The sequence below is a fragment of the Micromonospora sp. CNZ296 genome, from assembly GCF_007827635.1.
Window position 1 is genome coordinate 211,597 of record NZ_VISW01000009.1, and the last position, 14,317, is coordinate 225,913.

Genomic DNA, 14,317 nt, shown 5'->3' on the forward strand with positions numbered 1-14,317 from the left:
CGCGTATGCCCTTACGGAACGCTGACGACATTGGCAGCCGGGCCGGCGGGTCGACCAGACTGGACGCCGTGAGCACCCTCTCCCGCCGCCGCGCGGCACTGGCCGGTGTCGTCGCCGCCGTGGTGGCACTCGGCACCGCCGAGCCCGTGGCGGTCCTGACCGGTCCCCGGTCCGCGCCGCTCGTCGCCGTCGGCGGACTCGTCGTCGACCTCGTACCCGAGCCGGTCAAGCAGTTCGCCATCGACGTCTTCGGCACGTACGACAAGATCGCCCTGCTGGTCGGGACGGCGCTGCTGCTGGCCGCCTTCGGGGCGCTGCTCGGCCTGGCGGCGGCCCGGCGGCTGGTGGTCGGCCTGGCCGGCGTCGCCGCGTTCGCCGTGCTCGGTGTCGCGGCCGCGCTGACCCGGGCCGGCGCGAACGCGTTCGACGCGCTGCCCTCCCTGGTCGGCGGCGGACTCGGCGCGCTGACGCTCTGGGCGTTCGTGGCCGGACCGCTGGGCGCCGGCCCGGCACGCCGGGAGCAGGCCGGGCGCGACCGGGCCGACGCGGCGGACCGGCCGCCGTCGACGCCGCCTCCGGCGGTCGCCGCGCTTGCGGGGGAGGAGAAGACCCCGGGCGGCTGGGAGCCGGTACGGCACGACGATGACGCGGAGTCCCGGCGGCGGTTCCTGCGCGGCGCCGGGCTGCTCACCGGCGCTGCGGCGGTGGCCGGGCTGGGCGGGCACTGGCTGGCCGGGCGGCGCGGCGTGTCGGCGGCCCGGGAGGCGGTGACGCTGCCCGCCCCGGCCGCGCCCGCCCCGCAGGTGCCGGCCGGAGCCGACCTGTCACTGCCCCGGCTCGCGCCGTACGTGACGCCGAACCGGGAGTTCTACCGGATCGACACGGCGCTGGTGGTGCCGCAGGTGGACCCGGTCACCTGGCGGCTGCGGATCCACGGGCGGGTGCGCAACCCGATCGAGCTGAGCTTCGACGACCTGCTGGCCCGCCCGATGGTCGAGCGGTACGTGACGCTCGCCTGCGTCTCCAACGAGGTGGGCGGCGACCTGATCGGCAACGCGCGCTGGCTCGGCGTACCGATCAGGGAACTGCTCGACGAGGCCGGCCCGGAGGAGGGCGCGGACCAGGTGGTGGGCCGCGCGGTCGACGGGTGGACCTGCGGCACGCCCACCTCGGTGCTGCGCGACGGGCGGGACGCGCTGCTCGCGGTCGGCATGAACGGCGAGCCGCTGCCGATCCAGCACGGCTTCCCGGTGCGGATGGTGGTGCCCGGCCTCTACGGGTACGTGTCGGCCTGCAAGTGGCTCACCGAGCTGGAGCTGACCAGCTTCGCCGACTTCGACGCGTACTGGGTGCCGCGCGGCTGGTCCGCGCAGGGCCCGATCAAGACGCAGTCCCGGATCGACACGCCCCGGCCCCGCAGCCGCCCGGCCGCCGGCCCGGTGATCGTGGCCGGTGTGGCGTGGGCGCAGCACCGCGGCATCCGTCGCGTCGAGGTACGCGTCGACGGCGGCCCCTGGCAGGAGGCGACGCCGGCCCCGGCGGTGTCGGCGGACACCTGGGTGCAGTGGTCCTGGCGGTGGGACGCGACGCCGGGCGAGCACACGCTCCAGGTGCGGGCGACCGACACGACCGGCGAGACCCAGACGGAACAGCGCGCCCCGGTCGCCCCGGACGGCGCGACCGGCTGGCACACAGTGCGGGTCACGGTCACCTGACGACCGCCCCACCCCGAAAGATCAACACCAGTTCCCCGAAGTGGTGGCATCAGAGGCTCCGCGATATAGCCATTTCGCCGAGCTGGTGTTGATCACGCGGGGGGCGGCGGGGCGGGACGACACGACGACGCCGCGCCCCGGGGTCCGGGGCGCGGCGTCGGGGGTCGTGAAGCCGGTCAGGCGACCTTGCGCTGGTCCGGCACGGCGGTGTTGTGCGGCCGGCCGAGGCGCGCCTCCAGCCGGGCGATGTCCACCTTGGTCTGCCGGCGGTCGGCCAGGTCCTCCCAGCCGAGGGCGAGCAGCCGCAGCCGCTCGGACTCGCTGAACCCGCCCCAGACGCCGTACGGCTCGCGTACGGAGAGCGCGTGGGCGGCGCACTCGGCGCGTACCGGGCAGGCGCGGCAGACCGACTTGGCACCCATCTCGCGGCGCAGCCGGGAGGAGCCGCGCTCGCCGTCCGGGTGGAAGAACTGCGCGCTGTCGCGGCCACGGCAGGCTCCGAGCCGCTGCCAGTCCCAGAGCTCGTCGATCGGTCCAGGCAGCCTACGTACGTTCGACATCAGCACCCCTCCTCCCGCGCGGCACCGCGGAGAATGTTCGTTGCCAGCTACCGGGCGGCGGTCCGCGCGGGATGCCGGTTCCGGATGAACCCCTCGGTACCCGAGCGGTCCGCGGCTCACACATCTGTGATCGAAAACCTCGGACACTCGGCGGCATATGCCCCATCTGTCGGAAAAGTTCGGATGATTGCCCGGAACCCCCTCCCGAGCCCACCTCCGCATGGTCTGCTCTGAGTCGGAGAGGAGACCACTGTGCGTAGTGTTCTTGTGTGCGTTCGGACACCATTGGCGGCCCAGCATCTGACCTCCGCGGCGGCGCGGCTCGGGCTGTCCGGCGTCGTCCGGACGGCCGTCTCCGATCCGGAGGTGATGTTGCGGCTCGCCGAGCGCCCGGTGGACGTGGTGCTCGCCGACACCGCCCTGACCCGTCCGGACAGCGCCGGCTTCGTCCGGCGGGTGCTGGCCCGTGCCCCGCAGGCGGCGGTGCTGCTGCTCGGCGCCGAGGAGTCGGAGTCGGCGGCGGCCACCATCAGCGCCGGGGCGCGCGGACTGATCCAGAACGCCGACCACGACCTGACCAGCGCGGTCGCCAAGGCGCTGCTGCTGCTCTCCGCCCCCGGGCGGAGCAACAGGCACCGGGTGGCGGACACCGCCCGGGACGCGGCGGCTGTGGGCGGGCCGACCCGGCCGGCGGCGCCGGGGCGTACCCAGGGTGGGCCCGGCTGGCCGGCGACGGCGCCGGTGGACGCGGCGGGCCTGCCCACAGTGGTGCCCGTGCAGCGGGGTGAGGACCCGGACGACCCGGCGGCGGCCGACGGCGCGGAGGCGCCCCGGCCCGGTGCGGCCCAGCGGCCGGCGCGGTCGCCGCGCAGCGCGATCGGGCTGACCGAGCGGGAGCTTCAGGTGCTGCTCGGCATGGCCGAGGGCAAGAGCAACGCGGAGATCGGGCGGGAGCTGTTCGTCTCCGAGGACACGGTCAAGACGCACGCCCGGCGGCTGTTCCGCAAGCTCGGCGCGCGCGACCGGGCGCACGCCGTGGCGGCCGGGTTCCGGGCTGGCCTGGTCGCCTGACCCGCGCGGGGATCACTCCTGCGCGGAGTCGTCGGTGCCCTCGGTGAGCGTGTCGTGCACGCCGTCGGCGTAGCCGCGGGCGTAGTCCCAGCTCACGTAGTGGTCCGGGTCGGGGTCGTAGGCCGGCTCGTGCACCCGGGGACGCCCCGAGTTGAGCAGGTGGCGCAGGTTGCCGCGCAGCAGGTCCCAGTCGAAGTAGTGCGGCTCGCGGCAGTCCTCGCACTCGATCACCAGGCCGCGCACGCCGATCGGCTGGAGCAACGCCTGGTAGATCTCCAGATCGGCGAGATCCTCCAGGACGTCCTGGCGCTCGACCTCGCTCAGCGGGTCGAGCGCGTCGTCGTCGCCGGGATCGTGCAGGCCGGCAGCCGGATCGGCCGGGTCGCCGTTGAACGGGTCGATGGGCTCGTCGTGCACCCCTTCACCGTAGACCCCGCGCCGCAGGAAAGCCCGCCCCAGCCCGTGCTGTGGCCCGGCCTACCCTCGGGCCCGCCGCTTCCCGGGCGCGGACGGGCAAGTGGGTACGATGAGGCGACGCGCCGTCACCAGGCGCCTGCCGGTGCCCCCGCGCGCCGCCTCGCTGCAGCCCGTACGACCAGCTCAGGGGAGCAATCGTGGAGAATTCGCCCAGCACCGAGATCCCGGCCGGCACCGACGGCGGGGAGTTGGGTGGCCATCTGCCCGAGCTGCCGGCCGGTTCGGCCCGGGTGGTGCCGCTCGGGCTGACCTTCGACGACGTCCTGCTCCAGCCGGGCGAGTCGGACGTCGTGCCCAGCCGCGTCAACACCCGCACCCGCCTCACCCGCAACATCGAGCTGACCGTGCCGCTGCTGTCCAGCGCGATGGACACGGTCACCGAGGCGCGGATGGCGATCGCCATGGCCCGCCAGGGCGGCATCGGCGTGCTGCACCGCAACCTCTCCGTCGAGGACCAGGCGCTCCAGGTCGACCTGGTGAAGCGCTCCGAGTCCGGCATGATCACCAACCCGGTGACGGCCAGCCCGGACGACACGCTGCGCGAGGTCGACGCGCTCTGCGGGCGCTACCGCATCTCCGGCGTGCCGGTGGTGGACGGGCAGGGCCAGCTGGTCGGCATCGTCACCAACCGCGACATGCGGTTCGTCTCCGACCCGGCCACGCCGGTGCGCGAGATCATGACCCGCACCCCGCTGATCACCGCCCCGGTCGGCGTGAGCAAGGACGACGCGCTCGGCCTGCTGCGCCAGCACAAGATCGAGAAGCTGCCGATCGTGGACGCGGGCGGCAAGCTGCGCGGCCTCATCACGGTCAAGGACTTCACCAAGAGCGAGCAGTACCCGAACGCCACCAAGGACGACGCGGGCCGGCTCCGGGTCGCCGCCGCGGTCGGTGTCGGCGAGGACGGCTACAAGCGCGCCCGTGCCCTGGTCGACGCCGGCGTGGACGTCGTCATCGTCGACACCGCGCACGGCCACCAGCGCGCCGTGCTGGAGATGGTCGCCCGGCTCAAGCGGGACGTCTCCATCGACATCGTGGGCGGCAACATCGCCACGTACGCGGGCGCGAAGGCGCTCGTCGAGGCCGGCGCGGACGGCGTGAAGGTGGGCGTCGGCCCGGGCGCCATCTGCACCACCCGGATCGTCGCCGGTGTGGGCGTACCGCAGATCACCGCGATCATGGAGGCGGCCCGCGCCGCCGGCCCGGCCGGTGTGCCGGTCATCGGTGACGGCGGCATCCAGTACTCGGGCGACATCGCCAAGGCGCTCGTCGCCGGCGCCGACACGGTGATGCTCGGCAGCCTGCTCGCCGGCTGCGAGGAGAGTCCCGGCGAGCTGATCTTCATCAACGGCAAGCAGTACAAGGCGTACCGGGGGATGGGCTCGCTCGGCGCGATGCAGTCGCGGGGCCAGGGCAAGTCCTACTCCAAGGACCGCTACTTCCAGCAGGACGTGCTCGCCGAGGACAAGCTCGTCCCGGAGGGCGTCGAGGGCCAGGTGCCCTACCGGGGGCCGCTCTCCGCCGTCGCCCACCAGCTCATCGGCGGGCTGCGCGCCGCGATGGGGTACGTGGGCGCGGAGAGCATCCCGGAGCTGCACCGGCGCGGCCAGCTCATCCGGATCACAGCGGCCGGGCTCAAGGAGAGCCACCCGCACGACATCCAGATGACCGTCGAGGCGCCCAACTACCACTCCCGCTGAACCACCACCCCCAAACCACCTGGAGTCCCCCATGCGTGACGTGGTCGAGATCGGGCTGGGCAAGACCGCGCAGCGCGGCTACCACCTGGACGACATCGCCATCGTGCCGAGCCGCCGCACCCGGGACGTCGACGACGTCTCCACCGCGTGGCAGCTCGACGCGTACCAGTTCGGCATCCCCTGCGTCGCGCACCCCTCGGACGCGACCATGAGCCCCGCCTCGGCGGTCCGGCTCGGCCAGCTCGGCGGCCTCGGCGTGCTCAACGTCGAGGGCCTCTGGACCCGGTACGAGAACCCGGCCAAGATCCTGGAGGAGCTGGCCGGTCTCGGCGAGGACGCGCGGGCGACCAAGCGCCTCCAGGAGGTCTACGCCGAGCCGATCCGCCCCGACCTGATCGCCGAGCGGGTCCGCGAGCTGCGTGAGGGCGGCGGCACGGTGGCGGTACGGGTCTCCCCGCAGCACACCCTGGCGCTGGCCCCGGTGATCCTCGACGCCGGCGTGGACATCCTGGTCATCCAGGGCACGCTCGTCTCGGCCGAGCACGTCTCCACCACCGACGAGCCGCTCAACCTCAAGGAGTTCATCGCCGACCTGGACCTGCCGGTCGTCGTCGGCGGGTGCACCGACTACAAGACCGCGCTGCACCTGATGCGTACCGGCGCGGCCGGTGTGATCGTGGGCATCGGCGGCGACGACTGGTCGACCACCGAGTCGGTGCTCGGCATCCGGGTGCCGATGGCCACCGCCATCGCCGACGCCGCCGCTGCCCGCCGCGACTACCTGGACGAGACCGGCGGCCGGTACGTGCACCTGATCGCCGACGGCGACATGCAGACCTCCGGCGACATCGCCAAGGCGCTCGGCTGCGGCGCGGACGCGGTGATGCTCGGCGAGCCACTGTCGTTGTGCGAGGAGGCGCCGGCCGGGGGCGCCTGGTGGCACTCCGCGGCCAGCCACCCGTCGCTGCCCCGTGGGGCGTTCGAGGTGGCCGGTGAGCCGCTCGGCTCGATGGAGAAGCTGCTGTTCGGCCCGGCCGACGAGCCGGACGGCCAGCTCAACCTCTTCGGCGGCCTGCGCCGCGCGATGGCCAAGTGCGGCTACCGCGACCTGAAGGAGTTCCAGAAGGTCGGGCTGGTCCTCGACCGCTGAGCACCCCTGAGTACCGCTGAGCACAGAACGGCGCGGGCGGCGGCGCGGACGTGTTCCGGCCCCGCCCGCGCCGTCGCGCGTCTAGGCTCGCCGGGTGGGACGGGGGCGGGTCTGGGCGGCAGGGCTGGTGACGGCGGCGCTCGCGCTGAGCGGGTGCACCGGCGGCGACGAGAGCGGGTTCCGGCCGGGCGCGGCGGACGCCGGTGACCCGTACGTGCCGGGGGCCGGCAACGGCGGCTACGACGTGGGCCACTACGCGCTGGACGTGCGGTACGACCCCGCGAGCGACCGGCTCACCGGCACCGCCACGCTGACCGTCACCGCCACCCGGGCGCTGTCCCGGTTCCAGCTCGACCTGGCCGGGCCGGACGTCGAGCGGGTGCGGGTGGACGGCGAGGCGGTGAAGCACCGCCACGACGGCGCCGAGCTGATCGTCACCCCGTCGGGCGGGCTGCCGTCCGGGCGGCGGTTCACTGTCGAGGTCACGTACGGCGGGGTGCCGAAGCCGCTGCCGAACGCCGAACTGGGCGACGGCGGATTCCACGCCACACCGGACGGTGCGATAGCGCTCGGTCAGCCGGAGTCGGCGAGCACCTGGTACCCGGTCAACGACCACCCGTCGGACAAGGCCACCTACGACCTCGCGGTCACCGTGCCGGACGGCCTCGCCGCGCTGTCGAACGGCGTGCCGGAGGGGAGGACGTCGAGCGGCGGCTGGACCACCTGGCGCTGGGCGGAACGCGCGCCGATGGCCAGCTACCTGAGCACGCTGGTGATCGGCGACTACCGGGTCAGCAGCGGCACCCACGCCGGCAAGCCGCTCGTCACCGCCGTCGCCGCGGCGCTGCCCGCGGACGGGCCGGCCGCCGCGTCGGTGGCCCGCACCGGCGAGGTCGCCGACTTCCTGGCCGCGCGCTTCGGCCCGTACCCGTTCGAGGCGTACGGCGGTGTGGTGGTCGCCGACGAACGCATCCGGTACGCGCTGGAGACGCAGAGCCGTCCGGTCTACGGGCCGGCGTTCTTCCGCGGGGACCGGCCGAACACCGAGGTGGTCGCGCACGAGCTGGCGCACCAGTGGTTCGGCGACAGCGTCTCGGTGGCCCGGTGGAGCGACATCTGGCTCAACGAGGGCTTCGCCACGTACGCCGAATGGCTCTGGGCCGAGCACGACGGCGGGCGCACAGTGGCGCAGACCGTCGTCGAGCGCTACGCGGCCACCGACTGGTCGAGGCCCACAGTCGACCCGGGCCGGGCCGGGATGTTCGGCGACGCGGTCTACCAGCGGGGCGCGCTCGCGGTGCACGCGCTGCGCCGCGCGGTGGGCGACGAGGCGTTCTACCGGGTGCTGCGCGGATGGCTGGCGCAGCACCGCGACGGCAACGTCACCACTGCTGATTTCATCGGGTACGCCGAACGAACGTCCGGGCGGCCGCTGCGGGCGCTGCTGGACGCCTGGCTGGTCGGGGGCACGCCACCGGGACTGCCGTGACGCACGCGTGACCGCCGCTGGGTAGGCTGCCGCGGTCGGAGCGGCCCGTGGGCGGGGCCGCCGAACGGGCCCCGGGAGGGATCGAGGCGATGACGCGGCGCGGCGCACGACGACGGATCGGGTTGCTGACCTGCGGCACGCTGCTGCTGGCCGGCTGCGGTTCGGCCGAGCCGGACCCGGGCCCGTCGTCCCCGGCCGGTCCCGCGCCGGCGACCTCGCGCAGCTTCGCGCCGGGCGCGGCCGGAGCCGGCGACGCGTACTTCCCGAGCTACGGCAACGGCGGGTACGACGTCGCGCACTACACGGTGAAGGTGCGCTACGACCCGGAGACGGACAAGCTCAGCGGCACCACCACGCTGCGGGCCACCGCGACCGCCGACCTGTCCGCGTTCAACCTGGACCTGGCCGGGCTGACCGTCCGCTCGGTGACTGTGGACGGCACCGCCGCCCGGCACAGCCGCACCGAGGACGAGCTGGTGATCACCCCGGCGATCGGGCTGACCTCCGGCAACGGGTTCACCGCCGAGATCCGGTACGACGGCAGGCCGGAGGCGCTGCGTACCGAGGCGCTGGGCGAGGGCGGCTGGCTGCACACCGTCGACGGGGCGATCGCACTCGGGCAGCCGGAGTCGGCGAGCACCTGGTTCCCGGTCAACGACCACCCGTCGGACAAGGCCACCTACGACATGGAGATCACCGTCCCGAAGGGACTGACGGCGGTCTCCAACGGCGTGCCGAAGGGGAAGGCGACCAGCGGCGCCTGGACCACCTGGAAGTGGTCGGAGACCGCGCCGGCCGCCAGTTACCTGACCACCGTGGCGATCGGGAAGTTCCGGGTCACCACCGGGCAGCACAAGGGACGGCCGGTCTACAGCGCGGTCACCACGCAGGTCGCCCAGGGGGCGCCGGACCGGTCCGTCGCGCGCACGGTCGAGGTCGCCGACTACCTGGAGAGCGTCTTCGGGCCGTACCCGTTCGACTCGTACGGCGGCGTGGTGATCGCCGACGAACGCATCCGGTACGCGCTGGAGACGCAGAGCCGGCCGGTCTACTCGGCGAGCTTCTTCCGGCAGGGCGACAACACCGGCGTGGTCGCGCACGAGCTGGCCCACCAGTGGTACGGCAACAGCGTGTCGATCCAGCGCTGGCAGGACATCTGGCTCAACGAAGGGCTGGCCACGTACGCCGAGTGGCTGTGGGCCGAGCACAGCGGCTCGACCACGGTTCAGCGCATGTTCGAGCAGAGGTACGCGAACGCCGGCGGTCAGGTGTGGCGTACGCCGCCGGGCAAGCCGGGCGTGGCGAACCTGTTCAGCCGTTCGGTCTACGACCGGGGCGGGATGACCGTGCACGCGCTGCGGGTGGCGGTGGGCGACACCGCGTTCTTCACCATCCTGCGCACCTGGGCGGCGGAGCGGAAGAACGGCAACGCCACCACCGCCGACTTCGTGGCGCTGGCCGAGCGGATCTCCGGCAAGAAGTTGGCGAAGGTCTTCGACCCGTGGCTGTACGGCACCGAGCGCCCGCCCGCCCCGAAGCCGCTGTAGGGCCTCTAGTTCTTGACGCGCAGCGACGGGTGGGCGGCCAGGAACGCGTCGGCCCGCCCGCCGCGCAGCGCGGTGAGGAAGTCGCGGCCGAGCGGCTTGAGCTGCTCACCCCGGTACGCGCCGCCGCTGCTCACCCCGGCGCCGGGCAGCACGACGAGCGTGAGCCGGTCGGCCGGCAGGCCACCCAGGACGTACGCGTAGTCGATCAGCTTCCGGCCGCCCCCGGCGTACACCAGGGTCCTGCCCAGCGCGGCCACCACCTGCTCGACCCGCTGCGGGTCGCGGGCCGTGCCCTGGTCGAGGATCTTGCGGGCCAGCGCCCGGAGCAGTTGCTGCTGGTGCCGTTGCCGGGTGTAGTCGCCGCCCGCGGTGTAGCGCTGCCGCGCGTAGTCGAGCGCCTGCCAGCCGGTCAGGTGGCGGGTGCCCTTCTCGTAGACCATCTGCGGCCCGGTGTAGCCGCCACCGGTCAGCGTCCGCATGGTGCCGTCCGGGCGGCGGTGCCGGGACTCGACCCGCTGGTCGACGTAGAGGTCCACGCCGCCGAGCGTGTCCACCAGCTTGTCGAAGCCGCCGAACGTGATCACCGCCCCGGCGTCGATGCGCAGGCCGGTGTAGCGGGAGACGGTGGTGCGCAGCAGCTCGTACCCCTGGGCGGTGCTGGGGTTGCGCTTGTCGCCCGGCACCCGGCTGCCGTAGCTCATCGCGTGGGTGAGCTTGGTCCGGCCGCCCGGGTAGCGGGCCTTCGGGTAGGCGGGGATGTCCACGACCAGGTCGCGGGGGAGCGAGAACAGGTACGCCTTGTCCAGCCCGGCCGGTACGTGCAGCAGCAGCACCGCGTCGGCGTGCGGCTCCCAGCCGGGGATGCTGACCCGGGTGTCGACGCCGACGAGCAGCAGGTTGAGCGGGCCCTTCAGGTCGGCGCCGGGCGGGGGTGCCGGGCTGGCGGTGGTCGGGGCGGGCGTCGGTGAGGCCGGCGGCGCGGTGCTCGGGCCGGCGGCCGGGGCGGCCGGGCGGTTCGCCACCAGCCGGGTGGTCACCACCGCTCCGGTGGCCACCAGCAGCGCCGCCACCAGTGCGGCCAGGCCCAGCAGGCGTCGTCTCGTCACGTTCGTTCCTCCCCGTGGTGTTCGACGCGCCGGGGGCCGCCGGAGGTTGCAGCGGCGGGAATCCCGGCGAATCGAGCGCTCTGCATGATCTGCGAAAAACACTTGCTGGCGCCATAGCTACCGGTCGGTAATGATGCGTTCATGCGTTACGACGTGCTCGTCATCGGTTCGGGCTTCGGCGGCAGCGTCACCGCGCTCCGGCTGGCCGAGAAGGGCTACACGGTGGGCGTCCTGGAGGCGGGGCGGCGCTTCGCCGACGACGAGTTCCCGCGTACGTCCTGGCGGGCGCGACGGTTCCTCTGGGCGCCCCGGCTCGGCTGCTTCGGGCTCCAGCGGATCACGCTGCTGCGCTCGGCCGACCGCAAGGCCGGAGGCGGCGTGCTGGTGCTCTCCGGCGCCGGGGTCGGCGGTGGGTCACTCGTCTACGCGAACACGCTCTACGAGCCGCTCGACGCGTTCTACGCCGACCCGCAGTGGCGGGACATCACCGACTGGCGCGACGAGCTGGCCCGCCACTACGACCAGGCGAAGCGGATGCTCGGCGTCACCACGTACCCGATCGACACCCGCGCGGACCAGGCCGTCCGCGCGGTGGCCGAGCGGATGGGGGTGGCGCACACCTACCACCCGACGCCGGTCGGGGTGCACATCGGGCGCCCCGGCGAGCGGGTGGCCGACCCCTACTTCGGCGGGGCCGGGCCGGACCGCACCGGGTGCAGCCACTGCGGGTCGTGCATGACCGGCTGCCGGCACGGCGCCAAGAACACGCTCGTGAAGAACTACCTCTGGCTGGCCGAGCGCCTCGGTGTGCAGGTGCACCCGCTGACCACGGTCACCGCCGTACGCCCGGACCCGGCCGGCGGCTACGCGGTGCACACCGAGCGCACCGGCGCCTGGCTGCGCAAGCGGCGCGAGGTGATCCACGCCGACCAGGTGGTGTTCGCGGCCGGCGCGCTCGGCACCCAGCGGCTGCTGCACGAGATGAAGTCGACGGGTGCCCTGCCGGCGCTCTCGCCCCGGCTGGGCGAGCTGACCCGCACCAACTCCGAGGCCATCCTCGGCGCCTCGGTGGCGCCCGGCGCGGCCCGGAAGCGCGGCCTCGACTTCACCGAGGGGGTGGCGATCACCAGCTCGTTCCACCCCGACGCGCAGACCCACATCGAGCCGGTCCGCTACGGCAAGGGCTCCAACGCGATGGGCCTGCTCCAGTCGCTGCTCGTCGACGGCGGCCCCCGCCGGGTCCGGCGCTGGCTCGGGAGCATCGTCCGGCAGCCCGTGCTGGCCGCGCGGATGCTGTCGGTACGCCGCTGGTCCGAGCGCACCGTGATCGCGCTCGTCATGCAGTCGGTCGACAACTCGCTGACCACCCGCTACCGCAAGGGGCGGCTGGTCTCCGGCCCCGGCCACGGCGCGCCCAACCCGACCTGGATCCCGGCCGGCAACACGGCGGCCCGGCTGCTCGCCGAGGAGATCGGCGGCACCCCCGGCGGGGCGGTCACCGAGCCGTTCAACATCCCGGTGACGGCGCACATCCTCGGCGGCGCGGTCATCGGCGCCACCCCGGACGAGGGTGTGATCGACCCCTGGCACCGGGTGTACGGCCACCCGGGGCTGCACGTGGTGGACGGCGCGGCGGTCTCGGCGAACCTGGGCGTCAACCCGTCGCTGACCATCACCGCGCAGGCCGAGCGGGCCATGTCGTACTGGCCGAACAAGGGCGAGGCGGACCCGCGCCCGGCGCTCGGCACGGCGTACACCCGGGTCGAGCCGGTCCCGCCGCGGCGGCCGGCCGTCCCCGCGCACGCCCCCGCCGCCCTGCGGTGAAAGGAAGGGCCCCTTCTTAACGCCTCCGGTAGAGGAAGGGCCCCTTGTTAACACGTTCACCCCGCCACACCGCCGGGGCGCGTCCGCGCGGCCGGTGACTGTCGGTAGGCTTTGCGCACATGAGCACGCCTCGCCCCGTCCTCGTGGTGGACTTCGGAGCCCAGTACGCCCAGCTCATCGCGCGCCGTGTCCGCGAGGCGAAGGTCTACTCGGAGATCGTCCCGCATTCCATGCCGGTGTCCGAGATGCTGGCCAAGAACCCGGCCGCGATCATCCTGTCCGGCGGCCCGTCCAGCGTCTACGCGCCTGACGCGCCGCAGATCGACGCCGGGATGTTCGACGCCGGCGTGCCGGTCTTCGGCATCTGCTACGGCTTCCAGGCCATGGCCCAGGCGCTCGGCGGCACCGTCGCGCGCACCGGCAACCGCGAGTACGGCGGCACGCCGCTGCGCCCGCGCCTGACCGAGCCCGGTGTGCTGCTGCGCGACCTGCCGGCCGACCTGCCGGTCTGGATGAGCCACGGCGACTGCGTCACCGAGGCCCCGGACGGCTTCACCGTGACCGCCGAGTCGGCGGGCGCCCCGGTCGCCGCGTTCGAGGATCTGGCCGGGCGCCGGGCCGGCGTGCAGTTCCACCCGGAGGTCGGGCACACCGCGCACGGCCAGGAGATGCTCAGCCGCTTCCTGTACGACATCGCCGGCATCGAGCCGACGTGGACGCCGTCGAACATCATCGACGAGCAGGTCGCCCGGATCCGCGAGCAGATCGGCGACAAGGAGGTCATCTGCGGCCTCTCCGGCGGTGTCGACTCGGCGGTCGCCGCCGCGCTCGTGCACCGTGCCGTGGGTGACCAGCTCACCTGCGTGTTCGTGGACCACGGGCTGCTGCGGGCCGGTGAGGCCGAGCAGGTCGAGAAGGACTACGTGGCGGCGACCGGCATCAAGCTCAAGGTGGTCGACGCGCGGGAGCGGTTCCTCGGCGCGCTCGCCGGGGTGACCGACCCGGAGCAGAAGCGCAAGATCATCGGCCGGGAGTTCATCCGCGTCTTCGAGGCCGCCGCCCGGGAGATCGCCGCGCACGGCGACGTGGAATACCTGGTGCAGGGCACGCTCTACCCGGACGTGGTGGAGTCCGGCGGCGGCACCGGCACCGCCAACATCAAGAGCCACCACAACGTCGGCGGCCTGCCCGAGGACCTGAAGTTCGCCCTGGTCGAGCCGCTGCGCACGCTGTTCAAGGACGAGGTCCGCACGATCGGCCTGGAGCTGGGACTGCCCGAGGCGATGGTGTGGCGGCACCCGTTCCCCGGTCCGGGCCTGGCCATCCGGATCATCGGCGCGGTCGACGAGGAGCGCCTCGCCGTGCTCCGCAAGGCCGACCTGATCGCCCGGCAGGAGCTGACCGCGGCCGGTCTGGACCGGGGCGTCTGGCAGTTCCCGGTGGTGCTGCTGGCCGATGTGCGCAGCGTCGGGGTGCAGGGCGACGGGCGCACCTACGGCCACCCGGTGGTGCTGCGCCCGGTCTCCAGCGAGGACGCGATGACCGCCGACTGGTCCCGGCTGCCCTACGACGTGGTGGCCCGGATCTCCACCCGGATCACCAACGAGGTCGCCGAGGTCAACCGCGTGGTCCTGGACGTCACCAGCAAGCCGCCGGGCACCATCGAGTGGGAGTGACG

General features: G+C 73.7%; 11 protein-coding genes. 8 read left to right on the forward strand and 3 right to left on the reverse strand.

The annotated features are described in order from the left end of the window. Window positions 1-68: 68 nt before the first annotated feature. On the forward strand, window positions 69-1,715 hold the full coding sequence (locus tag FB455_RS17110) for a sulfite oxidase (protein WP_145754047.1): 1,647 nt from the start codon (window positions 69-71) through the stop codon (window positions 1,713-1,715). 176 nt (window positions 1,716-1,891) lie between these two features. On the opposite strand, the gene FB455_RS17115 is transcribed toward FB455_RS17110, so the two are convergent. Next, window positions 1,892-2,275 (reverse strand): WhiB family transcriptional regulator, encoded by a 384-nt coding sequence (locus FB455_RS17115; RefSeq protein WP_013288543.1) that lies wholly within the window; start codon window positions 2,273-2,275, stop codon window positions 1,892-1,894. Between the two features lie 252 nt (window positions 2,276-2,527). On the opposite strand from FB455_RS17115, the gene FB455_RS17120 reads away from it, so the two are divergent. Beyond that, the gene (locus tag FB455_RS17120) at window positions 2,528-3,346 is read left to right on the forward strand and encodes a helix-turn-helix transcriptional regulator (protein ID WP_013288542.1); all 819 of its coding nucleotides are present in this window, start codon (window positions 2,528-2,530) and stop codon (window positions 3,344-3,346) included. Window positions 3,347-3,358: 12 nt separating this feature from the next. On the opposite strand, the gene FB455_RS17125 is transcribed toward FB455_RS17120, so the two are convergent. Continuing rightward, window positions 3,359-3,763 (reverse strand): DUF5319 domain-containing protein, encoded by a 405-nt coding sequence (locus tag FB455_RS17125; RefSeq protein ID WP_013288541.1) that lies wholly within the window; start codon window positions 3,761-3,763, stop codon window positions 3,359-3,361. A gap of 197 nt (window positions 3,764-3,960) precedes the next feature. Between FB455_RS17125 and guaB the strand changes: the two genes are divergently transcribed. From guaB to FB455_RS17145, 4 genes are all read left to right on the forward strand, one after another. Further along, window positions 3,961-5,523, forward strand: a complete 1,563-nt coding sequence (gene guaB / locus FB455_RS17130) for an IMP dehydrogenase (RefSeq protein ID WP_030269408.1) — start codon at window positions 3,961-3,963, stop codon at window positions 5,521-5,523. Between the two features lie 31 nt (window positions 5,524-5,554). Further along, window positions 5,555-6,673: a GuaB3 family IMP dehydrogenase-related protein gene (locus FB455_RS17135; RefSeq protein WP_013288539.1), complete on the forward strand. Its 1,119-nt coding sequence runs from the start codon at window positions 5,555-5,557 to the stop codon at window positions 6,671-6,673. Window positions 6,674-6,767: 94 nt separating this feature from the next. Further along, a complete protein-coding gene (locus tag FB455_RS17140; RefSeq protein ID WP_145754050.1) occupies window positions 6,768-8,162 on the forward strand; it encodes a M1 family metallopeptidase in 1,395 nt (464 codons plus the stop codon). Window positions 8,163-8,251: 89 nt separating this feature from the next. Continuing rightward, complete coding sequence (locus FB455_RS17145; RefSeq protein WP_013288537.1) at window positions 8,252-9,709, forward strand: M1 family metallopeptidase; 1,458 nt, start codon at window positions 8,252-8,254, stop codon at window positions 9,707-9,709. A 5-nt stretch (window positions 9,710-9,714) separates the two neighbouring features. On the opposite strand, the gene FB455_RS17150 is transcribed toward FB455_RS17145, so the two are convergent. After that, the gene (locus FB455_RS17150; protein ID WP_013288536.1) at window positions 9,715-10,815 is read right to left on the reverse strand and encodes an LCP family protein; all 1,101 of its coding nucleotides are present in this window, start codon (window positions 10,813-10,815) and stop codon (window positions 9,715-9,717) included. Between the two features lie 141 nt (window positions 10,816-10,956). Between FB455_RS17150 and FB455_RS17155 the strand changes: the two genes are divergently transcribed. Together FB455_RS17155 and guaA are read left to right on the forward strand one after the other, a co-directional pair. Further along, entirely contained in the window at window positions 10,957-12,639 is a 1,683-nt protein-coding gene (locus FB455_RS17155) for an FAD-dependent oxidoreductase (RefSeq protein ID WP_013288535.1), read from the forward strand. A 119-nt stretch (window positions 12,640-12,758) separates the two neighbouring features. Further along, the gene (gene guaA / locus FB455_RS17160; protein WP_030269412.1) at window positions 12,759-14,315 is read left to right on the forward strand and encodes a glutamine-hydrolyzing GMP synthase; all 1,557 of its coding nucleotides are present in this window, start codon (window positions 12,759-12,761) and stop codon (window positions 14,313-14,315) included. The last annotated feature ends 2 nt before the right edge of the window (window positions 14,316-14,317 follow it).